Consider the following 23,346-nt stretch of genomic DNA (forward strand, 5'->3'; position numbering starts at 1 on the left):
AACGCAAAATCAAATTATAAGCTTACCTTTGTTCAGGTGCCCTCCGTAGGGTATATAAGTGATTTATCTAATTTCAAATCTGTAACTATAAAAAAATGGCAACCGGATTTTTTAGAGTACCAACACCAGTAAACGAAGCCGTTAAGTCTTACATTCCTGGCTCACCTGAAAAGGAAGAGCTTCTGCGTACTTATAAAGAGTTAAAGTCTCAGCAGTTAGATGTGCCTATGTACATCGGCGGCGAGAAAGTATATACAGATAACAAGCAGCCAATGCTGCAGCCTCACGACCACCAGCATATCCTGGGCCACTATAACTATGGCGATGCGTCACACGTGGAACAAGCTATAAATGCTGCACTAGCTGCGCGTGAGTCTTGGGCGAATATGAGCTGGGAGCACCGCGCCAGTATTTTTCTAAAAGCTGCCGACTTGTTAGCAGGTCCTTGGAGAGCTCGTTTAAATGCTGCCACCATGCTAGGCCAGTCGAAGAACGTTTACCAGGCTGAGATTGACTCTGCCTGTGAACTTATAGACTTCCTGCGCTTTAACGTGCACTACATGACGGAGATTTACCAGATGCAGCCTGAGTCGTCGCCGGGCGTTTGGAACCGCATGGAGCACCGCCCGCTGGAAGGCTTCGTTTTTGCCCTTACTCCTTTCAACTTTACCGCTATTGCCGGTAACCTGCCGTCTTCAGCAGCCATGATGGGTAACGTGGTAGTTTGGAAACCAGCTAACACACAAATCTACGCGGCACACATGATTATGGAGTTGTTCCGTGAGGCTGGCTTGCCAGATGGCGTAATTAACCTGGTTTATGTAGACGGTCCGGAAGCTGGTGACGTAATCTTCAACCACGCTGACTTCTCTGGCATCCACTTTACAGGCAGCACAGGAGTATTCCAGAACATCTGGAAGACCATTGGCAACAACATCCACAAGTATAAAACTTACCCACGTATTGTTGGCGAGACCGGTGGCAAGGACTTTATACTTGCTCACAAGTCTGCTAACGCCAAGGCACTGGCTACTGCCATTTCTCGTGGCGCGTTTGAGTACCAGGGCCAGAAATGCTCTGCGGCTTCACGTGCTTACATCCCTAGCAACCTATGGGAAGAGGTAAAAGGCTACGTGATTGAAGACCTGAAGACGTTTAAGATGGGAGCACCGGAAGATTTCGGTAACTTCATCAACGCTGTAATTGACGAGAAGTCTTTCGACAAGATTGCCAAGTACATAGACAATGCTAAAGAGAGCAATGAGATAGAAGTTATTGCTGGCGGTAACCACGATAAATCGAAAGGCTACTTTGTAGAGCCAACTGTGCTACTGTCGCACAACCCGACTTACATTACCATGTGCGAGGAGATCTTTGGACCAGTTATTACAATCTATGTGTATGACGAGGACAACTTCGAAGATACTATTGAATTGGTTAACGCCACTTCTCCATACGCCTTAACCGGAGCCATCTTTAGCCAGGACCGTTATATTATTGAGTATGCTACGAAGAAACTGAGCGACTCTGCCGGTAACTTCTACATCAACGATAAGCCAACCGGAGCCGTGGTAGGTCAGCAGCCATTTGGTGGTTCACGTGCATCAGGTACAAATGACAAAGCTGGTTCTATGCTAAACCTGCTGCGTTGGGTATCTGCACGCTCTATCAAAGAAACCTTTGTACCACCGGTAGATTACCGTTACCCGTTCCTGGGCGAGGATAAGTAAGCTACTTTTCAAGGAAGCAACTGTAACAGAGGCCATGTTCTTTAAAAGGACGTGGCCTTTTGCTTTACAAGTGTGTCAACATCATCCTCTTATTTAGAATCATTCAAAATTTCTTAAATAGGCCTCTACACCCCTTAAACAGCATGTATTGTAAATAGCGTATACTTTTGATTAATGGCAAAATTATACCTAATTTTGCTCTCTAATCTTAAGAAAGCAACACAGAGTTATGGAACCATCTGTAAATCAGTATGTACCGTCGGATTACTTGCCAATAATTATCCAGTTTGCGGCTGCACTTGGCTTCGTGATTTTTGCACTAGTGCTAACGCACTTGCTAGGTCCGAAAAGAACCAGTGAGGTTAAAGGTAAAGCATGGGAAAGTGGTATTGAGTCAGTAGGTGACGCTCGTACACCAATCTCTTACAAATACTTCATGACGGCTATCCTGTTTGTACTGTTCGATGTGGAGGTTATCTTTATGTATCCGTGGGCTGTGAACTTCAAAGCTTTTGGCTTTATCGGCTTTTTACAGATGCTCACGTTCATCACGCTGCTCATGGCAGGATTCTTCTACGTGATCAAGAAAGGTATTTTAGATTGGAAATAGGATATATTAAACTTTAAGAAGCGCTTTAGTGTTGCAAATACAGGCATTAATCGCCTGCATTTATAATAAATTATCCTTAAAATGAGCGATACGAATAAAGATATCATCATGGCTGAGGCCCCAGAGGGGATTTCCGGCGCCGGGTTCTTTGCCACTTCATTAGAAAAAGTAATTGGTTTAGCTCGCAAGCACTCGCTGTGGCCTTTACCGTTTGCCACATCTTGCTGTGGTATTGAGTACATGGCTACCATGGGCTCTCACTACGACATCTCTCGCTTCGGATCAGAGCGCCCAAGCTTCTCCCCACGCCAGGCAGACATCCTGATGGTGATGGGTACCATAGCCAAGAAAATGGGCCCTGTAGTAAAGCAGGTATATGAGCAGATGGCTGAGCCACGTTGGGTAATAGCAGTTGGTGCGTGTGCCTCTTCAGGAGGTATTTTTGACACCTATTCTGTGTTGCAGGGTATAGACCGTGTAGTACCGGTAGATGTTTATGTACCTGGCTGCCCTCCTCGCCCTGAGCAAATCCTGGACGGCCTGATGCGCGTGCAGGAACTGGCAGAAAGCGAATCGCTTCGCCGCCGCGACTCTCCGGAATATCAGGCACTCTTAGCCTCTTACAATATTAAATAAGCAGCATGGAGCTTACGCACGAAAACGTACTCGGCAAAATCATCAGCACGTTTGGGGAAGAGAACATCTGGGATGCATTTAACCCGGATGGCATTTTGACCATAACCACCAACCGCGAAACGATACATGACCTGATCAAGTACCTGCGCGACGATAAGGAGCTACAAATCAGCTTCCTGACCACGATGTGCGGTATTCATTTCCCAGGCCAGGGCGATAAAGAGCTGTGCTTGATGTACCAGCTACACAGCCTTCGCCACAACTATCGCATTCGCATTAAAGTGTTTATGCCAGCTTCGGACCCGGTAATGCCAACAATGACGGACCTTTATGCTACCGCCAACTGGATGGAGCGTGAAGCTTTCGACTTCTATGGCTTTAAGTTTACAGGTCACCCTAACCTGACCCGTATCCTGAACATCGAGGAGATGGAGTACCACCCAATGCTGAAGCAGTACCCGCTGGAAGACCAGACGAGGGAAGATAAGATAAACACGTACTTCGGACGCTAAGCCAGTTTTTATAGTTAGCAACAGCTATAGCTTACAGAAAAGGAAACCATAATGGCTACTGAAAATAAAACCGCCGAACTTACTGAACTAGAGCAGTTCCGCAAAGAGCACGGACTTGCGATTCATGAGGAGCGGCAGCTTACCACGCTGAACCTTGGCCCAACTCACCCGGCCACGCATGGTATCTTCCAGAACATCCTGCAGATGGATGGGGAAATCATTGTGGATGCGGTGCCTACTATCGGCTACATCCACCGTGCTTTCGAAAAGATTGCGGAGCGTAGACCTTTTTACCAGATCACGCCGCTTACCGACCGCATGAACTACTGCTCTGCCCCTATCAATAACATGGGGTATCATATGACGGTAGAGAAGCTATTGGGCATTACGGTGCCAAAGCGTGCGCAGTATATCCGCGTGATTATGATGGAGCTGGCGCGTATCTCTGATCACCTTATCTGTAACTCTATTCTGGGTGTAGACTCTGGTGCATTTACAGGCTTCCTGTACGTGATGCAGGAGCGTGAGCACATTTATGACATCTACGAAGAAGTTTGCGGCGCCCGTTTGACAACAAATATGGGCCGAATCGGAGGTATGGAGCGTGACCTGTCGCCGAAGGCTCTACACATGATCGATGAGTTTCTCAAGCGCTTCCCTAAAGTATGGGCAGAGTTTGAAAAAATGATGACGCGTAACCGCATCTTCATGGACAGAACAACCGGAGTGGGTGCCATTTCTGCAGAACGTGCCCTGAGCTACGGCTTCACAGGTCCTAACCTTCGCGCTGCCGGAGTGGATTATGATGTGCGCGTGATGAATCCATACTCGTCTTACGAAGATTTCGAGTTCGAAATTCCAGTAGGCTCCAAGGGTGATACTTACGACCGTTTCCTGGTGCGTAACGAAGAAGTATGGCAGAGCTTGAAAATTATCGAGCAGGCTTACAAAAACCTGCCGGAAGGCTCTTACCATGCTGATGCGCCACACTATTACCTGCCTCCAAAGCAAGCTGTATATACCAGCATGGAAGCGCTGATCTATCACTTTAAAATTGTGATGGGTGAGACAGACGCACCAGTTGGTGAAGTATACCACAGCGTGGAAGGTGGTAACGGAGAGCTAGGCTTCTATCTGATTAGTGACGGTGGCCGCACACCATACAGACTGCATTTCCGCCGCCCATGCTTTATTTACTACCAGGCTTACACCGAGATGATCAAAGGAGGCCAGCTTGCTGACGCCATTTTGACTCTGAGTAGCCTGAACGTAATTGCCGGCGAACTGGACGCATAATAGATATATAAATTACCATTTAACATTGGTCGCTGAAAGAAGATCGATGACAACTGAAAAATGGCAGAGACAATAAACGAAGTGAAATTTTCTGATGAGGCAATGGCCGAGATCCAGCGCTACATCAGCCATTACCCAGAGGGACGCCAGAAGTCTGCTATACTTCCAATTCTGCACATTGCGCAGGCGGAGTTTGGTGGCTGGGTTAGCCCGGAAGTGATGGACAAAGTAGCTGAGATCCTGAACATACAGCCGATCGAAGTATACGAGGTGGCTACATTCTACACCATGTTCAACCTGAAGCCGGTTGGTAAGCATGTGCTGGAAGTGTGCCGTACAGGCCCTTGCTGCCTGCGTGGTGCTGACCAGGTCATTGAGATGATTAAGCAGAAGCTGAACATAGAGGAAGGTGAGACTACTGCAGACGGTATGTTCACCCTGAAGCCAGTGGAATGCCTTGCTTCGTGCGGGACAGGTCCAATGCTGCAAGTGCGCGAACTTTTCTACGAGAATATCGACAGCGAAGAGAAGCTGAACGAGTTCTTGAAAATGATGCGCAACAAGGAGCACGAAACCCCAACCTGGAAGAAGTAATTCAAGGACTTTTTGACAAAGGACAAAGCGCTTTGAACAAGCTCTTTGTCCTTTGTCAAAAAGTCCTCTGTCAAGAATAGCAAACAGGCAGCCACAAGCATAAGAGCTGCTACTATAGATATCCTGCTACAATGGGACTTAAAATATTAACTGAGCATATAAACGTACCGGGCATCGAGACCCTGGAAGTATACCGTAAACACGGCGGCTACAGATCTGTAGAAAAAGCCTTGAAAACGATGACTCCGGATGAGGTGGTGGAAGAGGTGAAAACCTCTGGTCTACGTGGCCGTGGTGGTGCCGGCTTCCCGACAGGTATGAAGTGGAGCTTTTTGGCTAAACCAGAAGGTGTTCCGCGTTACCTTGTTTGCAACGCCGACGAATCTGAGCCAGGTACTTTCAAAGACCGTTGGTTCATGGAGCATAACCCGCATGCACTGATAGAGGGTATGATCACCTCCAGCTTTGCGTTGGGTGCCAACACATCTTATATCTACATCCGCGGCGAGTTGTTGTTCGTGCTACGCATCCTGGAGAAAGCTATCGCTGAGGCGTATGCAGCTGGTTTGCTAGGCAAAAATATACTTGGCTCTGGCTACGATCTGGATCTGCATGTAGCTCCGGGAGGTGGTGCCTATATCTGCGGGGAGGAAACAGCTCTGCTGGAATCTTTGGAAGGTAAGCGTGGTAATCCACGTAATAAGCCTCCGTTCCCAGCTGTGAAAGGCCTTTTCCAGTGCCCTACGGTGGTTAACAACGTGGAAACCATTTCTTCAGTGCCTTGGATTGTGAATAACGGTGGCGCTGAGTATGCCAAAATTGGTGTAGGCAGAAGCACAGGTACTAAACTGATCTCTGCCAGCGGTAACATCAATAACCCTGGTGTTTACGAGATCGAGCTAGGTGTGCCAGTAGAAGAATTCATCTACTCAGACCAGTATTGCGGAGGTATCTGGAAAGGTAAGCAACTGAAAGCTGTGGTGCCAGGAGGATCGTCAGTTCCAATTCTGCCTGCCAACCTGATTCTCAAAACAGCTGCCGGCGAAGACAGATTGATGTCTTACGAGTCGCTGTCAGACGGTGGTTTTGTGAGCGGCTCCATGTTGGGTTCGGGTGCCTTCATCGTGTTTGATGAAGACCAGTGCATCGTGCGTAACACGTGGAACTATGCCCGCTTCTATCACCACGAATCATGCGGCCAGTGCAGCCCTTGCCGCGAAGGTACAGGCTGGATGGAGAAAGTACTGCACCGCATCGAGTACGGCCACGGACATCAGCAGGACATTGACCTGTTGGTAAGCGTGTCGAAGCAGATAGAAGGTAACACCATCTGCCCACTGGGAGATGCTGCAGCATGGCCAGTAGCAAGTGCTATCCGCCACTTCCGCCACGAGTTCGAATGGCACATCAACAACCCAAAAGAGGCAACAACTCCGGGTGCAGTGTATAGAGGCCAGTTCGATACTGTTACAGCTTAATAAAAGTATAGCATTATCTTTTCTGTGATGGAGGGTAAAGCAGCTCATAACAAGAAGTTGCGCTACTTTATCCCACAACCATGGCAGAAGTGAAAAGAAGTATAAAATAGCTTAATCGTTTGTAGCCCTGCTCTCAAAATGAGCAAGCAACGAAAACGAACAACGATATTCAAAATGGCTAAAGTAACAATAGACGGCATTGAGATAGAGGTAGAAGACGGAACTACCATTCTGCAGGCCGCAAGAAAAATAGGAGGCAAAGTGGTACCGCCTGCCATGTGCTATTATGGTCCGCTAAAAGGCAGCGGTGGTAAGTGCCGTGTGTGCCTGGTAAAGGTAACACAAGGCTCTACAAGAGACCCTCGCCCTATGCCTAAACTAGTAGCATCTTGTATCACGCAGGTACAGGATGGCATGGTAGTAGAAAACACTACTAATGAGGAGGTACTGAATGCCCGCAAAGGCATTGTAGAAATGCTTCTCATTAATCACCCGCTGGATTGCCCGGTATGTGATCAGGCTGGTGAGTGTAGCCTACAAGACCTGTCTTATGAGCACGGTGTGAGCGCTCAACGCTATGAAGAAGAGCGTCGCTCGTTCAATAAAGTAGATCTTGGCCCTTACATACAGCTGCACATGACGCGTTGCATCCTGTGCTACCGCTGTGTATATACTGCCGACCAGATTACAGAAAAGCGTGTACACGGTGTACTAGGTCGTGGCGATGCTGCAGAAATCGGAACGTATATCGAAAATGTGATTGATAACGACTTCTCTGGTAACGTGATTGACGTGTGCCCTGTAGGTGCGCTAACAGACAAGACCTGGCGCTTTAAAAACCGCGTGTGGTTTACCAAGCCTTTGGACGCACACCGTGACTGCCCTACCTGCTCTGGTAAGGTAACACTGTGGACACGTGGCGAGGAAGTGTTGCGTGTAACTGCCCGTAAAGACCAGTACAACGAGGTAGAGGAATTTATCTGTAACACTTGCCGCTTCGACAAGAAAGAAGTTAGCGACTGGAATATAGAAGGACCGCGCCACATCGACAGAGGCTCAGTTATCTCGGCAAACCATTACGAGCTACCGGTTGTAAATGTGCCGATTGTTCCAAACCTGCCAACATCCACTAAGAAAAACCTGCCACAGGAATAAACAATGGAGTCTGTAGACCTACTATACAAAGCGATTTACATCTTAGCTATTTTCGGCATTACCCTGCTGATAGCAACCTACTCAACATACTTTGAGCGTAAAATAGCGGCTTTTATTCAAGACCGTGTGGGTCCTAACCGAGCTGGTCCTGCTGGTTTGCTGCAGCCTTTGGCCGATGCGGGTAAGCTCTTCTTCAAAGAAGACTTTATACCTGCCAAATCAAATAAGGCATTATTTATACTTGGCCCAGGTGTAGCCATGTTGGTTGCAACAATGTCTAGTGCAGTAATACCGTTTGGTGACCGGCTAATTGTGGGCGGACACGAGATTGTACTGCAGGCTATCGAGGTAAATATCGGCGTGCTGTACATTTTTGGTGTAGTGTCGCTGGGTGTATATGGTCTAATGATTGGTGGCTGGGCTTCTAACAACAAGTATTCGTTGCTTGGTGCGATTCGTGCGGCTTCTCAGAACATCAGCTACGAGTTGGCAATGGGTCTTTCCCTGATCGCCGTGCTGATGATGACAGGATCACTTTCGTTACGTGAAATAGCAGAGCAGCAGGCTGGCTTTAACTGGAACATCTGGTATCAGCCGCTCGGCTTTATCATCTTCCTAGTATGTGCCTTTGCAGAGTGTAACCGTACGCCATTCGACTTACCAGAGTCTGAGGCCGAGCTTATCGGTGGTTATCACACAGAGTACGGCTCTATGAAACTGGGTATGTACCTGTTCGCAGAGTATATCAACATCTTTGTGGCATCAGCTGTAATGTCTACGCTATACTTTGGTGCTTACAACTTCCCATTCATGGAAAACCTGCGCCAGGCTATCAGCGACCCAATTCTAGCCAATAACGTGGTAACACTGGTTGGAGTGGTTGCCATGTTCACCAAGATATTCCTGTTCATCTTCTTCTTTATGTGGGTACGCTGGACGCTGCCACGCTTCCGCTACGACCAACTGATGAAACTGGGCTGGAAAATTCTGATCCCATTGGCGATCCTGAACATCATCTTGACAGCTGGTGGAATTCTGCTGAAAGACTATTTATTTTAAACTATAGTACCGAAATTTGAATGTTGAGGTCGGGCTGTGCGTTGAGAAGTACTAACAGCCTGTACAACGATCAAAACTGATAAGAGATGGAACCACTATCAAATAGAAGAAAGCAAGTGGAAAAGAAGGAGATGACGTTCGCTGAGAGAGCGTATCTTCCTGCTATTGCACAAGGTCTTTCTATCACCCTGAAGCACTTCTTCAAAAAGAAAGCTACGATACAGTACCCGGAGCAGACGCGTGAGCGCAGCTCTGTTTGGCGTGGTTTGCACGTGTTAAAGCGTGACGAGGAAGGTCGCGAGCGCTGCACAGCCTGTGGCCTTTGCGCGGTTGCCTGCCCTGCTGAAGCTATCACTATGACAGCCGGGGAGCGTAAAGTTGGTGAGGAGAACCTGTACCGTGAGGAAAAGTATGCAGTTACCTATGAGGTAAATATGTTGCGTTGCATCTTCTGCGGCCTATGCGAAGAGGCTTGCCCGAAAGCAGCTATCTTCCTTCAGGATGATAAAATTGCTCCAGCCCGCTTTGAGCGCGACGAATTTATTTATGGCAAAGACCGCCTTGTTGAGCCACTAAAAACAACTGAAACAAAATAACCCGATGACGGAGAATCTGTTTTACTTCCTTGCTTCGTTAACGCTGCTTTGTGCCCTGATGGTAGTTCTGTCGAAAAACCCGGTACACAGCGTTCTGTTCCTGATCATCACGTTCTTTACTATATCAGGCCACTATGTATTGCTAAATGCGCAGTTCCTGGCAGCCGTGAACATCATAGTGTATGCAGGTGCCATCATGGTACTCTTCCTCTTTGTGATTATGTTCCTGAACATGAGTAAGAGCGGAGATAATAAAATCAAGACATCCACCATCAGTAAGTTTGCTGGTGCTATTGCAGGTGGCCTCCTGTTCCTTGTTTTAATTTCTGCTTTGAAGGATGCAACCGTAGTAGGTTATAATCCTGAAACCTACGATTCACAAATAGGTATGGTAGAGAACTTGGGCAAGGTACTGTTTACAGATTATCTGTTACCTTTTGAGCTTGCCTCCATATTGTTCCTGGTAGCAATGGTGGGTGCTGTAATGCTCGGTAAGAAAGAAGAAGGCGAAAGCCATTTCTAAGATTAGCTATATCTAAACTATCAAAAGGCCTGAATCACTTCAGGCCTTTTTTCATTCAGGACTCATCGAGCTCCATCTGTACCTCTAGCAACTCTGAGTGCCCCTGGTCATCATCTGACACAACAATTACTTTATAACTCTTCGGCTCCTCCCCTTTCATCACAACCAGAGATTCGGCCTTACCGCTATATGCCGAGCCGTCCGTATCTTTTAGCTGCGTAACTGAAGCTTTGTAAGGATTTAGAGCATCCATTGCCTGTGGTAAAGAATATAGATCAATAACACCAATAAAGCTGCCAAGCACCTCACCATCATCTATTGCATTTGGTGTATCCTCGACAGAGGCTGTGAAGTATAGCTTGCCTTCTAGAGAGTAAGCTCCAGAAAAGCTAGCGCTGCTCTGCCCTATTACGGGTAAATCGAAATGATATAAAGCTACTGAAGGCACCTCCCCCTCTAGCATGAGGAACCTCTTAAAATCATCTGTATCAAAACGCAGCAACGTGTTAGATCCAGCACCTAATGGCCGCTGAAGCAGGTAAGTATAGATATCATCCATAGCAAGTCCCTCCAGGTTTAGCTGCCCCTCACTTTCCAGATGCAGCACCTCTTTAAGAAAAGTATAGAACCGGCTAAGGTCCAGCTCCTGCACCTGCATGTTATCAGAGAGATTTATAAGGTAACCTTTGTTGCGAGTGTTACTGGCCCCAGAGCCAAGTAGAAGCAGCATCTGGTCTCTGCCATAGGTAAAATGGGCCATTCCTTCTAAATCAGGCTTCACGGCCTTCGGAATACGCCCTTCCACAACTGCAGTTGTATCGAATATGGCATGGCGATTCACCAGTATGAACTGCTCATCTACCTCATACAAGTAAGGCGTATCATCACCCAAAACGTAATATGCCCCCTGCACATACTCTAAGCCCGAAGCTGAAGGAAGTGACTCGTAAAACACTTTACTATCTGTGCGGGCTGAAATTCTAATCTCTTTCATCTTCTCAACAAAACTAGCAGAACTTGTAACAGCAGGCTCTCCGGACTTACAACCCTGGAGCACAAAAAAGACCAGTAAAAGGTGCAGAAGGTATCGGTGCATCATAGTTTATAAATCTAACTCACATAGCTACGCAAACACAGGTCAAAAGTATAAATCAGCTCCCTTGATGCCACCCGCAAAAGAAAATCAGGAAGTACGCCTGAAGCGCTTTAAGCCCAAGAAATAAACCTGTTAACACAACTAATCAGTAAGAATAAGAATAGGAAATATATTATGGTTTTTACAAAAATGGGGATAACTTTGCGACTTGATTTTTGGACAGTAATTTAAGAGAAATACGTTCAGCCACACAGAAAATGAACAACATACCTGAGGTTATCAGAACCATTCCACTAGATTATTACCTGTTTTTCAGCGCGGCTCTTTTTGTGATAGGTGTTATCGGGGTGCTTACACGCCGCAACGCTATCGTAATTTTTATGTGTGTGGAGCTGATGCTGAATGCTGTAAACCTCCTGCTGACAGCTCTTTCTGCCTACCGTGCAGATGCTAATGCACAGGTTTTTGTGTTCTTCATCATGGCAGTGGCAGCGGCTGAAGTTTGTGTCGGCCTGTCCATCATTGTGATGACCTACCGCAACATTCGCTCTACTGATGTACAACTGCTGAACTACCTGAAGTGGTAACAGCCATAAAACGCTGAATAGCTTAACAAACCCTTATAACAGATGCAAGAGATTGTAATGCCGATTAACAACCAGGGAATGGCACTGCTTTGTCTGCTTATTCCGTTGCTGCCGCTGGCAGGTTTTATCATCAACGGATTGGGCAACCGCGCCATAGCCAAAGGCCTGGTAAGCTTTATTGGTTGCAGCACAGTGCTGGCTTCTTTCCTCATCACTGTCTACCTGTTCCTCGATTTTACCGCTAACGGAAGCCGCGCCTATACAGTTGACTTCTACGACTGGATTTCAGTGGGCGACATGCAGATTGGCTTCTCCTTCCTGATAGATCAGCTGACGCTGCTCATGATGCTTATGGTAACAGGTATAGGCTTCTTTATCCATCTGTACTCTGCAGGTTACATGAGCCACGACGAAAACTTCGGAAAGTTCTTCGCCTTCATCAACCTATTCATGTTCTCGATGCTGTTGCTCGTAATGGGCTCTAACTACGTAATGATGTTCGTAGGTTGGGAAGGTGTAGGTCTTTGCTCTTACCTGCTGATCGGCTTCTGGAACAGAAACACTAACTACAACAATGCTGCTAAGAAGGCCTTCGTGATGAACCGTATCGGTGACCTTGGCTTCCTGCTGGGCATTTTCCTGATCTTTATCACGTTCGGTTCTGTATCTTACCCACAGGTGTTTGCCGAGGCGGCTCAGTATACAGGCGGTGTTGACTCCGGTGTACTGATCGCTATTACCCTGCTTCTGTTTGTTGGTGCCATGGGTAAGAGTGCTCAGATTCCACTGTTCACCTGGCTACCAGACGCAATGGCCGGTCCTACTCCAGTATCGGCCCTAATCCACGCGGCAACCATGGTGACAGCTGGTATTTACATGGTGCTTCGCTCTAACGTACTGTATGTACTGGCTCCTACAACACTTGAGATCATTGCTATCGTTGGTGTGGCTACCGCTGTATTAGCGGCTACAATTGGCCTCGCACAAAACGATATAAAGAAGGTACTGGCTTATTCAACCGTATCGCAGCTGGGTTATATGTTCCTGGCGCTGGGTGTAATGGCCTTCTCTTCTTCTATTTTCCATGTGCTTACTCACGCTTTCTTCAAAGCTCTTCTGTTCCTAGGTGCTGGTTCAGTAATCCACGCCATGAGCAATGAGCAAGACATCCGCTTTATGGGTGGCCTTCGCAAGTACTTGCCTATCACATTTGTGACCTTCCTGATCGGTACATTGGCAATTGCCGGTATACCTCCATTTGCTGGTTTCTTCTCTAAGGACGAACTTTTAGCACATGTTTGGGAGCATAGCAAAGTGTTGTGGGGCCTTGGAGTGCTGGCTTCTTTTATGACTTCTTTCTATATGTTCCGCCTGGTATTCCTGACTTTCTTCGGAACCTTCCGTGGCACAGAAGCACAGAGGTCTCACCTGCACGAGTCACCGTTCTCTATGACACTTCCGCTGATTGTTCTGGCTGTACTTTCTACTGTAGGTGGTTTCCTTGGTATTCCGCCAATTTTTGGAGAGAACATGCACATTCTGCAGGGCTATCTGGCACCAATCTATAATTTCGCGCGCGTAGCCAACCCGAGGGCGATGGAGCCAATGCACCTTGACCATGCTACAGAGTGGATGCTGATGGGAATCTCAGTAGCTGTAGCCATAGTGGCAGCTATTATTGCCTATGTTATGTACGTGAGCAAAAGAACTGTTCCGGTTCCGGAAGGAAGCAGACTTTCTCCGCTACACAACCTGATTTATAACAAATACTACATCGACGAGTTGTACGACACTATTGTAGTGCGCCCAATCATGTGGATGTCTGCTATCTTCCACCGTGTGCTGGATAATATGATAGTAGATGGTGTTGTAAACGGCTTTGGCAAACTGACTACCTACAGCAGCCGCACGTTGCGTTTCGCACAAAGCGGTGCAATTGGATTCTACCTGATGGTTATGGTGTTCAGCATCGTCCTGATTTTATTTTTAAACTTCTTTATCGGATAAGGTTCTTAGAAGATGATTACAGCTCTATTACTTTTCTGGCCTGCCCTTGCTGCCCTGCTGGTATTGCTTATTAAGGGACAGGGTGCCAAGAAAGTGGCTTTTATAGCAGCGCTCGTGGAGTTTGCGTTGTCACTTTTCGCCCTCTCATCGTTTGATACCCAGAGCGGTGCCATGCAGCACTCCCTTAACCTACCGTGGATTGAGAGCGGTATCGGCTTCAGTGTAGGTATGGACGGCATTAGCCTGCTGATGGTCCTGCTGACAACCTTCCTGGTACCGCTGATCGTGCTTTCGTCTTACAAGCACGAGTATAAGAACCCTAACGTATTCTACGCCCTCATCCTGTTTATGCAAACTGGCTTGATTGGCGTGTTTGTGGCAATGGATGCCTTCCTGTTCTACTTCATGTGGGAGGTGGCGCTTATTCCGATCTATTTTATTGCGGCAGTTTGGGGTGGTACGGACAGAATTCGCATTACATTTAAGTTCTTTGTGTATACCATCTTCGGCTCGCTTTTCATGCTGGCTGCTTTTGTGTACCTGTACCTGCAAACTCCAGGCACGCACTCTTCTGATGTAAACGCTTTCTACCAGCTAACACTTTCAAGCGAATCACAGAGCTGGATATTCTGGTTCCTGTTTATTGCCTTCGCTATTAAAATGCCGGTGTTCCCATTCCATACCTGGCAGCCGGATACCTATACAGAATCGCCTGCTCAGGCTACAATGTTACTATCTGGTATCATGCTGAAAATGGGCATTTATGGTGTACTTCGCTGGTTGCTGCCAGTTGTACCGTACGGAGTTAGCCAATGGGATGAGCTGGTGCTTATACTTGCCATTATCGGTATAGTATACGCCTCTATCATTGCTATTCGCCAGCGCGACCTGAAACGCCTGATTGCATACTCATCCATCGCTCACGTTGGTCTTATTGCTGCCGGTATTTTTACCCTTAACGAGCAAGGTCTGCAGGGTGGTGTTATCCAAATGCTGAGTCATGGTATCAACGTGGTAGGCCTGTTCTTCATCATCGACATTATTTTCAGCCGCACCAACACAAGAGAGATTACCAGCCTGGGTGGTATAACACAAAACGCCAAAGGCTTGTCGATCTTCTTTATGATACTATTGCTAGGTTCTGTGGCGCTGCCGCTTACAAACGGTTTTGTGGGCGAATTCCTGCTACTTTCAGGTGTGTTCCAATACAACGCCTGGTTTGGAGGTGTGGCTGGTCTTACCATTATACTTGGTGCAGTTTATATGCTGCGCATGTTCCAGGGCGTTATGTTCGGCACTAAGTCTGAGCTGACAGAGCATTTTACAGACCTGACATTTTATGAGAAGGCGGTACTGATTCCGTTGGTAGTGATGGTATTCTGGATTGGTTTGTTCCCGAACACCTTCCTGGATATTTCAGAACCTGCAGTAAACAACCTTCTGAGCATCATTAACCGCTAAGCGGCAAAAGTGAATAAAGAGTTTTAGAGAAATACGACGACATGACTTCGATCATACTTCTATCCGTTTTTGGTATCATTAATCTTTTCGTAGGCTTTGCTAAGTCAAAGAAGGTACTGCTACCACTAGCACTTATTTTTCTGGCAGTAGTTTTTGCCGTTAACCTGTTAGACTGGAACGGTACGCAGAGCTACTTCAACAACATGCTAACGGTAGATAACTATGCAGTTGCCTTTACAGGCATCATGACGCTCTCTACCATTCTGATGTTGCCATTCTCTCAGCGTTACATCGATAAGAACGACTCCAACCTTGCTGAGTACTACTCACTGCTGCTGTTTTCTTTGGTAGGTACCGTAATGATGGTATCTTACGAAAACCTGATCATGCTCTTCATTGGAATTGAGATTCTTTCAATTGCCATGTACGTTTTGGCTGGTAGTGACAAAGCCAGCCTACGTTCCAACGAAGCAGCTCTGAAGTACTTCCTGATGGGTTCCTTCTTTACAGGTGTTATGCTTTTTGGTATCGTGATGATTTATGGAGCTACAGGCACATTCAACATTACAGAGATCGGGGCAGCACAATCTGGTATTGGTACGGATGGTGTGATGGATACCATGTTCATCTTGGGTATTTTGGTGCTTATTATAGGTATCTCTTTCAAGATATCGGCTGCTCCGTTCCACTTCTGGGCTCCTGATGTTTATGACGGTACTCCTACCTTCTTCACTGCATTTATGTCTACTGTAGTGAAAACGGCTGGTGTAGCTGCTTTCTACAAGCTTATGTCGGCTGCCTTCGCAGCTTCTTACTCTACCTGGTTCCCGACTATGGTAGCCATTACTGTACTGACACTAGTAGTTGGCAACATAGGAGCAGTAGTACAGACAAGCTTTAAGCGTATGATGGCTTATTCCAGCATCTCGCATGCTGGTTACCTACTGATGGCGCTGGTAGCCTTCAATCAAGCTTCAGACTCTTCTATCCTGTTTTACTCAGCAGCTTATGCCACCGCTACTATTGCCGCCTTTGGTGTACTGAAAATAGTACAGGACCAGCGAGGCAGCGCCTTATATGAAGCCTTTAATGGCTTGGGTAGAACAAACCCACTGTTGGCCTTCACCATGACAGTTTCGATGCTTTCCTTAGCTGGTATACCGCTTACAGCAGGCTTCTTTGGTAAGTTCTTTGTGTTTTCTGCTCTACTGCAGAACCCTGATATGCTGTGGCTGGTAGTGCTGGCTGTGATCTTAGCTGCCGTTGGTATCTACTACTACTTCCGTGTAGTGATCGCGATGTACATGCAACCAGCAGCAAACTATGAGAAGCTTGAAGTTGGCAGCTTTGCCTCTTTCACATTGATCTTTATCACTGTTCTGACCATTCTGCTAGGTATAGCTCCAGCCTTGGTTAGTGACCTGATCTAGCATTAGTATATATCATACCTGAAAAAGAGGGTCTGCCTTAACTAAGGCAGACCCTCTTTTTTGTGCTTCCTATAAGCCGTTCTAAATATGCTGCACTAACGCTAACGGCGGCACATTAAGGCATTCTATAGACTCTTCTTTCATTTCCTATTGCTCCAAACATGCGCTCATGAGCGACTCAAAACCGATAAAGTAACTCTTACACGTCAGTGAGGATGTTTAGGAGAAGAGACTATTAAAGAGCCCTTTTAACACGCTTTCCAGAGATGAGTTATGGATAAAGCTTAGTTTATGCTCAATCTGGCTTTCGTGCCTCAAGGCTTTGCTTGGGTTGATGTTTTAAAACTAGAGTAGCAGAATTCATCTGCTACACATTAAAGTATAACTTCTGCAAAGTACACCAACACTGCTACACACATACCTATCCACAGCACTTTTCCACATATCCACAGCTTTAAATCGAATTTTGCTCGAAAAAGTGTATAAGTAGGCACCTATTTGTGGAATCCACAGACTTATCAACAGTATCAACAACAAAAGCTCTAGGATAGGTAAAAAACAGAGGGCCTGCCACTAGATTAAGCGGCAGGCCCTTTTTTATCTGTGGAAAACAACTGTTACTTATGCGGCAGGTTTTTCATGTTTATGTGTAATTCATCAAGCTGAACATCAGAGATTGGTGATGGAGCATCTATCATTACATCGCGACCAGAATTGTTCTTAGGGAAGGCAATGTAGTCGCGGATAGAATCGGAGCCACCGAAAAGTGAGCACAGACGGTCAAAGCCAAAAGCAATACCTCCATGTGGAGGTGCACCATACTCAAAGGCACTCATCAGGAAGCCAAATTGTGCTTCTGCCTCTGCTTTAGAAAAGCCCAGCAAGCGGAACATCTGCTCTTGTAAACGACGGTCATGAATACGAATGGAGCCCCCCCCTACTTCTACACCATTGATCACCATGTCATAGGCATTAGCACGTATATCACCAGGACGATCGTCTATCAAATCAATATCTTCAGGCTTAGGAGAAGTAAATGGATGGTGCATCGCGTGGTAGCGATTTGCCTCCTCATCCCACTCCAGCAGCGGGAAGTCTACTACCCACAGCGGTGCAAATACATTCTTATCGCGCAGTCCGAGGCGTGTTCCCATCTCCAGGCGCAGCTCGTTCAAAGCCTTACGAGTTTTATCGGCACCACCGGCAAGCACTAAAATCAGATCTCCGGGCTTTGCGTGGAAGGCTGCAGCCCAGGCTTGCAGATCTTCTGCAGTATAAAACTTATCTACCGAAGATTTTATACTTCCATCTTCATTTACTCGGGCGTAAACCAGACCAGTGGCTCCTATCTGCGGACGCTTCACAAAATCAGTCAGCTCATCTACCTGCTTGCGGGTATAGCTAGCTGCACCTGTGGCACAAATACCTACCACCAGCTCAGCATCATCAAACACTTTAAAACCTTTATTCTTAACCAGCGGGTTAAGCTCCACAAATCGCATGTCAAAACGAATGTCCGGTTTGTCTGAGCCATAGTACTTCATGGCATCGGCATACGTCATGCGTGGCAGCTTATTAATGTGAATGTCCTTCACCTTCTCGAACAGGTGCTTGATAAATCCTTCGAAATTATTTAGGATATCTTCCTGAGACACGAAAGACATCTCGCAGTCAATCTGAGTAAATTCGGGCTGGCGATCAGCGCGCAAGTCTTCGTCGCGGAAGCACTTCACGATCTGGAAATATTTATCAAAGCCAGACACCATCAGTAGCTGCTTGAATGTCTGTGGTGACTGTGGTAAGGCGTAGAACTCACCTGGGTTCATACGGCTAGGCACTACAAAGTCGCGGGCACCTTCCGGCGTAGACTTAATCAGGTACGGAGTTTCTACTTCTATGAAATTACGAGCATCCAGGTAAGCACGAGTTTCACGCATCATGCGGTGGCGAAGCTCCAGGTTACGGCGCACCGGCGTACGACGCAGGTCCAGGTAACGGTACTTCATGCGCAGGTCATCACCGCCGTCTGTCTCATCCTCAATCAGGAACGGTGGCAGCTTGGCAGGGTTCAGCACAACAATTTTAGAAACATGGATCTCTATGGCACCAGTAGGAATCTTGTCGTTCTTAGAGTAACGTTCCACTACTCTTCCAACCACCTTCACTACATACTCACGGCCCAGATTACGAGCTTGCTCCATCAGGTTGGCAGGCGTAATGCCTTCTTCCATCGTAAGCTGCGTAATACCGTAACGGTCGCGCAGGTCTACCCATAGCATGCCGCCTTTATCGCGGAGGCGCTGTACCCAACCTGTTAATATTACCTCTTCTCCAACGTTGTCCAGGCGAAGCTCGCCGCAAGTATGTGTTCGAAACATAGTATGATCTACTGTATAGTTTATTGCAAATGTAATAATCTAAATCTTGGTTTACTTTATATGCTGCAAAGATGTTAGTCCAGCATATCGCGCATAGCCTCCACATTGTTCACCTGTATGGCGTGAGGCTTCATGTTAATCATGCGGGCAATGCGCGAGCGCGACTTACCGCCAAACAACGCTACCTGCAGCCCCTGCTCCTTTGCCCGCTCAACGTGCTCAGCTGTTACATCACGGCCATTGGCACAGATGCCCTGCAGCTCATGAATCCTAGCCTCCTGCAGCGCCTGCTCAAAGTTGCCGCCCGTGTCTATCATTAGTTGTGCCTGAGGTTCCACTTCACGAAATGCTTTTAAAAACTGAGGGTTAGGTGATATAAAAGTAATCCTCTGCAGTGGATAGTTATACTTTCGCAGCAGCGACATCAGTGTCTGTGCATAGTATGAATGCCGCTCCGGGTTGTGGTTCCGCAGATCGAGGTGCAGGTAGGGCAGCTCCGGATAAGTTGCGAAACGCTTCAGCAAAGCCTCCAGTGTAATGATCTCCTCGTCATGGAAGAGGTCATAAAATAACCCTCCGCTATATTTCAGCCCCACTACTTCCTCTGCCTGTAGATTATCTATGATACCCTCGGCATGGGTGCTGCTTTCCAGCGTTACGTCATGGTAAAGTATGGGCACGCCGTCCTGGCTCAGTTGCACGTCTACTTCTACGCCATCAGCGTTATGCTCCTCCATCGCCTTTACAATGGAGGCCATACTATTAGAAGGCAGCGGGTTAAACGGATTGAATGGAGAGAAAAAACCGGAGCCTGCGTGGCCCAATAGCAACACATCTTTATGCTGCAGTTCATCGTGGCGGTACATCAGCCATGCGCCTACAGTCATTGCCAAAACCAAAAAGGCAAGTATAAATAGCTTCACTTTTGACGACACGCGCCGCCCTAATGTTTGATGTATATGAGCCACTTACTAAAATATCATATTAAAAAGCGAAGGTAATACAGATTCGTTATAATTACCGTTAAATTTGCAGCCGCACAAGATTACCCTCATGCAGAATTCAACGAAAACAACTGTAGCTAAAGCCTTTACCGCCGATGCAAGCACGCTGGGCCAGCCACAGGAGCGTTACCTTATCCCAATTTCCACCATACTTATCATAGCACTGGCCATACGTTTAGTGGCTGCTTTTTTCTCTAGAGGGTTTGCCTTCAGCGATGACCATTTTGATGTGATTACAATTGCCCAGGGCTGGCTGGATGGATTCCCACTGTGGCTAAACGAGCCAATGCCGCCGCGCCATAGTATGTTTTATGTGCTCATTCACTACGGCTTGTTTTACATACTTGAGACCATAGGCATTTTTAGCCCGGATGTGAAGATGACAGTCGTGCGCCTTGTACATGGCCTGTACTCTCTGCTGATAGTATACTTTGGTTATAGGCTAACGGAGCGTCTCTCCAACAGGGCCAATGCCCGACTGGTTGGGCTCATGCTGGCACTGGTATGGTTTATGCCGTTTATGAGCGTGCGTAATCTTGTAGAGATGGTGTGTATCCCACCTTACCTGGCAGCCTTTTACCTGATGGTGAAGGCTGAGCAAACAGAGCGTAAACGCGTGCTGCCATACTTCTGGACAGGAGTTTTGTTTGCAATGGCCTTTGTATTCCGTTACCATACTGTGCTGTTCGGAGCTGGGGCTGGCCTGGTGCTGCTTTACCAACACAAGTGGCGTGAAGCTATAGCTGTTCTACTAGGTTTTATTGTGGCTGCCTTTCTGGTACAGGGCGTGATAGACATTGTTTTCTTCGACTATCCTTTCCATTCTATAGTTGCATACTACCAGTATAACTCCGCGCACGCCAACGATTTTAGCTCCGGACCTGTGTACCGCTTTGCTTTGACCATACTTGGTTTCTTGGTGCCTCCGGTTAGTGCTTTCCTGGTAGTAGGTTATGCACGTACGGCTAAGCTTACACCTGCCCTTTTTTGGGGAGGGCTGATCTTTTTCGTGGCACACTCACTGTTTCCTAATAAACAGGAACGCTTTATACTGCCGCTACTACCCTTAATTATGGTGCTTGGTGTAATTGGCTGGCAACAGTTTGTACGCAACTCTGCTTTCTGGCAAAACCGACGCAAGTTACTTGCTTTTAGCTGGGGGTTCTTTTGGGTGCTGAACCTGCTGGCTACTGTAGGTATGGCCTTTACCTATACTAAAAAGAGCCGCGTAGCCCCACTGGTGTATCTGTCGGAGAAAGCGAACTTTGATGGGGTGGTGCTGGAGTTTGGCAACCACAGTGTAAAGAAACCACCACTCTTCTACCTCGGCCGCCCAGCCGCTGTATACGACGGTTATATTATAGACGACGACATGGTGTGGGAAGAATACCTACAGGGGCAAAAGCAGCTGCCAAGTAACTTTGTGATGGCTTATACGCTGAACGAAGAAAAAACTCCGGAGGAGCTGCAAAAGGAAATTACGGCCTCTGCTTATAAACCAGATTATGTAGTGGTAGTTGGCATCGACGACATGGAAGAACGCATGGAACGCTTACATCAGGTGTTTCCTGCCCTTACACTGGAGTATACCATCAACCCATCATTGTATGATCAGCTTCTGCACCTGCTAAACCCACGTGTGCACAAGGATGAACATGTACAAATCTACAAAGTCGATTAACGAAAAAGCCCTCCGTGTAAGGAGGGCTTTTTCGTTATATTTAGCTAATAATTGGCTTGACACCTCTTTTAGAATAGTCTCCAGCTCTTTTGTGCGGTTCTCAGTCAGCTCGGTTTTACAGGTATAGAGCATAAGCGGCATTATAGAACCACCTTCATAAAACTGTTCGTACAAGCCGCAGTGGTTATCCCGCACTACCAGCCAGCTCTTTTGAGCTTTTATAAGTAGAGCCTTGGCATCTGTGTCTAATCTTATGATTACCTCCCTGTATACTCTGTTCAGGTCCTCATCCGCTTCCTTATGCTTCTGTGCGGCACACCTGTTCATCTCCACTTGTGTCTGTACGTTATCATAATCAGGCTTTTCTTTGTGCTGGGCACACGCGTTAAAACCTATGGGTAATAAGCATAATAGCAAGAGAAGCCGACTATACATTCAAGCTTACCTGGTAAAGGTATAGAGGTAGTTTATGAAGAAGTTCCAGAAGAAGACCAGCACTATTGCGCAGAATTTGGCTATGTAAAAGTTAATGCCAGTCCTGTTTGTGAGCAGGTAAATAATGAGGTTGTTAAGTATCAAACCTATCAGAGCAGCTGCCAAAAATTTAGAATACTGCCAACCAATTTCAGGGTCTGCACTATGAAAGGTCCAGATGCGGTTGAGGTAATAGTTACTGGCACTGGCTAAAAGAAAACCCAGACTATTAGCTATATACTTGTTCCAGCGCAACTTCTCCTTTACCAGATAAGTTACCCCGAAATCCAGTAACAGACCTGAAAAGCCGACTACACCAAACTTGAGGAACTTGAAGAAGAGGCTCTGTAAACTTTCTGACATCTGGTTGCTTTGTTGTACATCTGCACTGGCTATAGCTCAGGCGCTACAAAAGTAATATACTTACTGCAGGCTAACAACCTTACTTTCACAGTCTACTCCTATACATTCTCCATCCCCACTCAAACAAGAAGCATGCTGGTGTTGATTATCCATAAAAAATCAGCCACACATTACAAGTGTGGCTGACACTGGTATACTCTGTTGTGCTTATTTGAACAGCCCGCCAAGTCCTTTGCCCAGTTTATCTTTTAAGCCTCCACCTATCAGACCACCTAGCAGATCTCCTTCACTTATGTTGCCTGCGCTGGCCTGCCCGCCTATCTTCTGCATAATAAACTTGATGGCAAATGGCGCCACCTGTTTTGCAACGCTTTCAGGTATACCCAGGCGGGTAGTCAGGTCTGAGACATACTTGTTAATGATGCTGTTTGTAGCACTGCTATCATCAGGTGCCTTCCTCCCTTTAAGTACATCCATTAGCCCGCCCATTTCTCCGCTGCTGGCACGCTGCTTTAGCTCGCCCACCACGTTATCCTTGGCCAGATCCACTGATTTGTTAGCCGTGTCGGGCTGTAGGTTAAACTTGCTTTGCAGCTCCCCAGTAAGCTGCCCTTTCAATCCGTTTATCAGGTTTTCGATCATAGTCTTATTGAATTTTGTTGATGCTTATACTTTG

Annotated in this window: 22 protein-coding genes; 16 read left to right on the plus strand and 6 right to left on the minus strand. The window is 46.9% G+C overall.

The genetic code is table 11. The annotated features are described in order from the left end of the window. Positions 1-95 precede the first annotated feature (95 nt). The 11 genes from pruA to PKOR_RS03650 all read left to right on the plus strand — a co-directional run bounded on the left by pruA (position 96) and on the right by PKOR_RS03650 (position 10,189). A complete protein-coding gene (gene pruA, locus PKOR_RS03600; RefSeq protein ID WP_046309165.1) occupies positions 96-1,730 on the plus strand; it encodes an L-glutamate gamma-semialdehyde dehydrogenase in 1,635 nt (544 codons plus the stop codon). A gap of 229 nt (positions 1,731-1,959) precedes the next feature. After that, entirely contained in the window at positions 1,960-2,340 is a 381-nt protein-coding gene (locus tag PKOR_RS03605) for an NADH-quinone oxidoreductase subunit A (protein ID WP_046309166.1), read from the plus strand. An 81-nt stretch (positions 2,341-2,421) separates the two neighbouring features. Continuing rightward, positions 2,422-2,976: an NADH-quinone oxidoreductase subunit B gene (locus tag PKOR_RS03610; RefSeq protein WP_046309167.1), complete on the plus strand. Its 555-nt coding sequence runs from the start codon at positions 2,422-2,424 to the stop codon at positions 2,974-2,976. A 5-nt stretch (positions 2,977-2,981) separates the two neighbouring features. After that, complete coding sequence (locus tag PKOR_RS03615) at positions 2,982-3,488, plus strand: NADH-quinone oxidoreductase subunit C (protein ID WP_046309168.1); 507 nt, start codon at positions 2,982-2,984, stop codon at positions 3,486-3,488. A gap of 51 nt (positions 3,489-3,539) precedes the next feature. Further along, the gene (nuoD, locus tag PKOR_RS03620; RefSeq protein WP_046309170.1) at positions 3,540-4,784 is read left to right on the plus strand and encodes an NADH dehydrogenase (quinone) subunit D; all 1,245 of its coding nucleotides are present in this window, start codon (positions 3,540-3,542) and stop codon (positions 4,782-4,784) included. A gap of 60 nt (positions 4,785-4,844) precedes the next feature. Beyond that, entirely contained in the window at positions 4,845-5,378 is a 534-nt protein-coding gene (locus PKOR_RS03625; protein WP_046309171.1) for an NADH-quinone oxidoreductase subunit NuoE family protein, read from the plus strand. A 131-nt stretch (positions 5,379-5,509) separates the two neighbouring features. Beyond that, positions 5,510-6,856, plus strand: coding sequence for an NADH-quinone oxidoreductase subunit NuoF (gene nuoF / locus PKOR_RS03630; RefSeq protein ID WP_046309173.1), 1,347 nt, complete (start codon positions 5,510-5,512; stop codon positions 6,854-6,856). A gap of 174 nt (positions 6,857-7,030) precedes the next feature. Then, positions 7,031-8,011: an NADH-quinone oxidoreductase subunit G gene (locus tag PKOR_RS03635; RefSeq protein WP_200897422.1), complete on the plus strand. Its 981-nt coding sequence runs from the start codon at positions 7,031-7,033 to the stop codon at positions 8,009-8,011. A gap of 3 nt (positions 8,012-8,014) precedes the next feature. Next, the gene (gene nuoH / locus PKOR_RS03640) at positions 8,015-9,070 is read left to right on the plus strand and encodes an NADH-quinone oxidoreductase subunit NuoH (RefSeq protein WP_046309175.1); all 1,056 of its coding nucleotides are present in this window, start codon (positions 8,015-8,017) and stop codon (positions 9,068-9,070) included. Positions 9,071-9,156: 86 nt separating this feature from the next. After that, entirely contained in the window at positions 9,157-9,666 is a 510-nt protein-coding gene (locus PKOR_RS03645) for a NuoI/complex I 23 kDa subunit family protein (RefSeq protein WP_046309177.1), read from the plus strand. Between the two features lie 4 nt (positions 9,667-9,670). Then, positions 9,671-10,189, plus strand: coding sequence for an NADH-quinone oxidoreductase subunit J family protein (locus tag PKOR_RS03650; RefSeq protein WP_046309178.1), 519 nt, complete (start codon positions 9,671-9,673; stop codon positions 10,187-10,189). A 55-nt stretch (positions 10,190-10,244) separates the two neighbouring features. Here the strand turns inward: PKOR_RS03650 and PKOR_RS03655 are convergent, their stop codons facing one another. Further along, positions 10,245-11,183 carry a DUF6929 family protein gene (locus PKOR_RS03655; protein WP_046314046.1) on the minus strand — a complete coding sequence of 313 codons (939 nt, stop codon included), beginning with the start codon at positions 11,181-11,183 and terminating at the stop codon, positions 10,245-10,247. A gap of 359 nt (positions 11,184-11,542) precedes the next feature. Between PKOR_RS03655 and nuoK the strand changes: the two genes are divergently transcribed. From nuoK to PKOR_RS03675, 4 genes are read left to right on the plus strand one after another with little or no spacing between them, the layout of a single operon-like run. Continuing rightward, positions 11,543-11,872: an NADH-quinone oxidoreductase subunit NuoK gene (gene nuoK, locus PKOR_RS03660; protein WP_046309179.1), complete on the plus strand. Its 330-nt coding sequence runs from the start codon at positions 11,543-11,545 to the stop codon at positions 11,870-11,872. 42 nt (positions 11,873-11,914) lie between these two features. Next, positions 11,915-13,879 (plus strand): NADH-quinone oxidoreductase subunit L, encoded by a 1,965-nt coding sequence (nuoL, locus tag PKOR_RS03665; protein ID WP_084694716.1) that lies wholly within the window; start codon positions 11,915-11,917, stop codon positions 13,877-13,879. A 12-nt stretch (positions 13,880-13,891) separates the two neighbouring features. After that, entirely contained in the window at positions 13,892-15,340 is a 1,449-nt protein-coding gene (locus PKOR_RS03670; protein ID WP_046309180.1) for a complex I subunit 4 family protein, read from the plus strand. A 41-nt stretch (positions 15,341-15,381) separates the two neighbouring features. Beyond that, on the plus strand, positions 15,382-16,770 hold the full coding sequence (locus tag PKOR_RS03675; protein WP_046309181.1) for an NADH-quinone oxidoreductase subunit N: 1,389 nt from the start codon (positions 15,382-15,384) through the stop codon (positions 16,768-16,770). Between the two features lie 617 nt (positions 16,771-17,387). On the opposite strand, the gene aspS is transcribed toward PKOR_RS03675, so the two are convergent. After that, positions 17,388-19,148 (minus strand): aspartate--tRNA ligase, encoded by a 1,761-nt coding sequence (gene aspS, locus PKOR_RS03680; RefSeq protein WP_046309183.1) that lies wholly within the window; start codon positions 19,146-19,148, stop codon positions 17,388-17,390. Between the two features lie 74 nt (positions 19,149-19,222). Further along, positions 19,223-20,116 carry a glycerophosphodiester phosphodiesterase gene (locus PKOR_RS03685; RefSeq protein ID WP_046309184.1) on the minus strand — a complete coding sequence of 298 codons (894 nt, stop codon included), beginning with the start codon at positions 20,114-20,116 and terminating at the stop codon, positions 19,223-19,225. An 85-nt stretch (positions 20,117-20,201) separates the two neighbouring features. On the opposite strand from PKOR_RS03685, the gene PKOR_RS03690 reads away from it, so the two are divergent. Beyond that, complete coding sequence (locus tag PKOR_RS03690) at positions 20,202-21,833, plus strand: glycosyltransferase family 39 protein (RefSeq protein ID WP_046314048.1); 1,632 nt, start codon at positions 20,202-20,204, stop codon at positions 21,831-21,833. Here the strand turns inward: PKOR_RS03690 and PKOR_RS03695 are convergent. The 3 genes from PKOR_RS03695 to PKOR_RS03705 all read right to left on the minus strand — a co-directional run bounded on the left by PKOR_RS03695 (position 21,780) and on the right by PKOR_RS03705 (position 23,312). After that, positions 21,780-22,268: a lysozyme inhibitor LprI family protein gene (locus PKOR_RS03695; protein WP_084694718.1), complete on the minus strand. Its 489-nt coding sequence runs from the start codon at positions 22,266-22,268 to the stop codon at positions 21,780-21,782. The genes PKOR_RS03690 and PKOR_RS03695 overlap by 54 nt on opposite strands. 6 nt (positions 22,269-22,274) lie before the next feature. Continuing rightward, entirely contained in the window at positions 22,275-22,670 is a 396-nt protein-coding gene (locus PKOR_RS03700) for a GtrA family protein (protein ID WP_046309186.1), read from the minus strand. A 207-nt stretch (positions 22,671-22,877) separates the two neighbouring features. Further along, entirely contained in the window at positions 22,878-23,312 is a 435-nt protein-coding gene (locus PKOR_RS03705) for a hypothetical protein (protein ID WP_046309187.1), read from the minus strand. Between the last annotated feature and the right edge of the window lie 34 nt (positions 23,313-23,346).

Source organism: Pontibacter korlensis, from assembly GCF_000973725.1.
Taxonomy (GTDB): domain Bacteria; phylum Bacteroidota; class Bacteroidia; order Cytophagales; family Hymenobacteraceae; genus Pontibacter; species Pontibacter korlensis.

Excerpts from the sequence above, each read along its gene's own strand:
- pruA (WP_046309165.1), top strand. The coding sequence starts at position 96 with ATGGCAACCGGATTTTTTAGAGTACCAACACCAGTAAACGAAGCCGTT.
- PKOR_RS03605 (WP_046309166.1), top strand. The coding sequence starts at position 1,960 with ATGGAACCATCTGTAAATCAGTATGTACCGTCGGATTACTTGCCAATA.
- PKOR_RS03610 (WP_046309167.1), top strand. The coding sequence starts at position 2,422 with ATGAGCGATACGAATAAAGATATCATCATGGCTGAGGCCCCAGAGGGG.
- PKOR_RS03615 (WP_046309168.1), top strand. The coding sequence starts at position 2,982 with ATGGAGCTTACGCACGAAAACGTACTCGGCAAAATCATCAGCACGTTT.
- nuoD (WP_046309170.1), top strand. The coding sequence starts at position 3,540 with ATGGCTACTGAAAATAAAACCGCCGAACTTACTGAACTAGAGCAGTTC.
- PKOR_RS03625 (WP_046309171.1), top strand. The coding sequence starts at position 4,845 with ATGGCAGAGACAATAAACGAAGTGAAATTTTCTGATGAGGCAATGGCC.
- nuoF (WP_046309173.1), top strand. The coding sequence starts at position 5,510 with ATGGGACTTAAAATATTAACTGAGCATATAAACGTACCGGGCATCGAG.
- PKOR_RS03635 (WP_200897422.1), top strand. The coding sequence starts at position 7,031 with ATGGCTAAAGTAACAATAGACGGCATTGAGATAGAGGTAGAAGACGGA.
- nuoH (WP_046309175.1), top strand. The coding sequence starts at position 8,015 with ATGGAGTCTGTAGACCTACTATACAAAGCGATTTACATCTTAGCTATT.
- PKOR_RS03645 (WP_046309177.1), top strand. The coding sequence starts at position 9,157 with ATGGAACCACTATCAAATAGAAGAAAGCAAGTGGAAAAGAAGGAGATG.
- PKOR_RS03650 (WP_046309178.1), top strand. The coding sequence starts at position 9,671 with ATGACGGAGAATCTGTTTTACTTCCTTGCTTCGTTAACGCTGCTTTGT.
- PKOR_RS03655 (WP_046314046.1), bottom strand. The coding sequence starts at position 11,183 with ATGAAAGAGATTAGAATTTCAGCCCGCACAGATAGTAAAGTGTTTTAC.
- nuoK (WP_046309179.1), top strand. The coding sequence starts at position 11,543 with ATGAACAACATACCTGAGGTTATCAGAACCATTCCACTAGATTATTAC.
- nuoL (WP_084694716.1), top strand. The coding sequence starts at position 11,915 with ATGCAAGAGATTGTAATGCCGATTAACAACCAGGGAATGGCACTGCTT.
- PKOR_RS03670 (WP_046309180.1), top strand. The coding sequence starts at position 13,892 with ATGATTACAGCTCTATTACTTTTCTGGCCTGCCCTTGCTGCCCTGCTG.
- PKOR_RS03675 (WP_046309181.1), top strand. The coding sequence starts at position 15,382 with ATGACTTCGATCATACTTCTATCCGTTTTTGGTATCATTAATCTTTTC.
- aspS (WP_046309183.1), bottom strand. The coding sequence starts at position 19,148 with ATGTTTCGAACACATACTTGCGGCGAGCTTCGCCTGGACAACGTTGGA.
- PKOR_RS03690 (WP_046314048.1), top strand. The coding sequence starts at position 20,202 with ATGCAGAATTCAACGAAAACAACTGTAGCTAAAGCCTTTACCGCCGAT.
- PKOR_RS03695 (WP_084694718.1), bottom strand. The coding sequence starts at position 22,268 with ATGTATAGTCGGCTTCTCTTGCTATTATGCTTATTACCCATAGGTTTT.
- PKOR_RS03700 (WP_046309186.1), bottom strand. The coding sequence starts at position 22,670 with ATGTCAGAAAGTTTACAGAGCCTCTTCTTCAAGTTCCTCAAGTTTGGT.
- PKOR_RS03705 (WP_046309187.1), bottom strand. The coding sequence starts at position 23,312 with ATGATCGAAAACCTGATAAACGGATTGAAAGGGCAGCTTACTGGGGAG.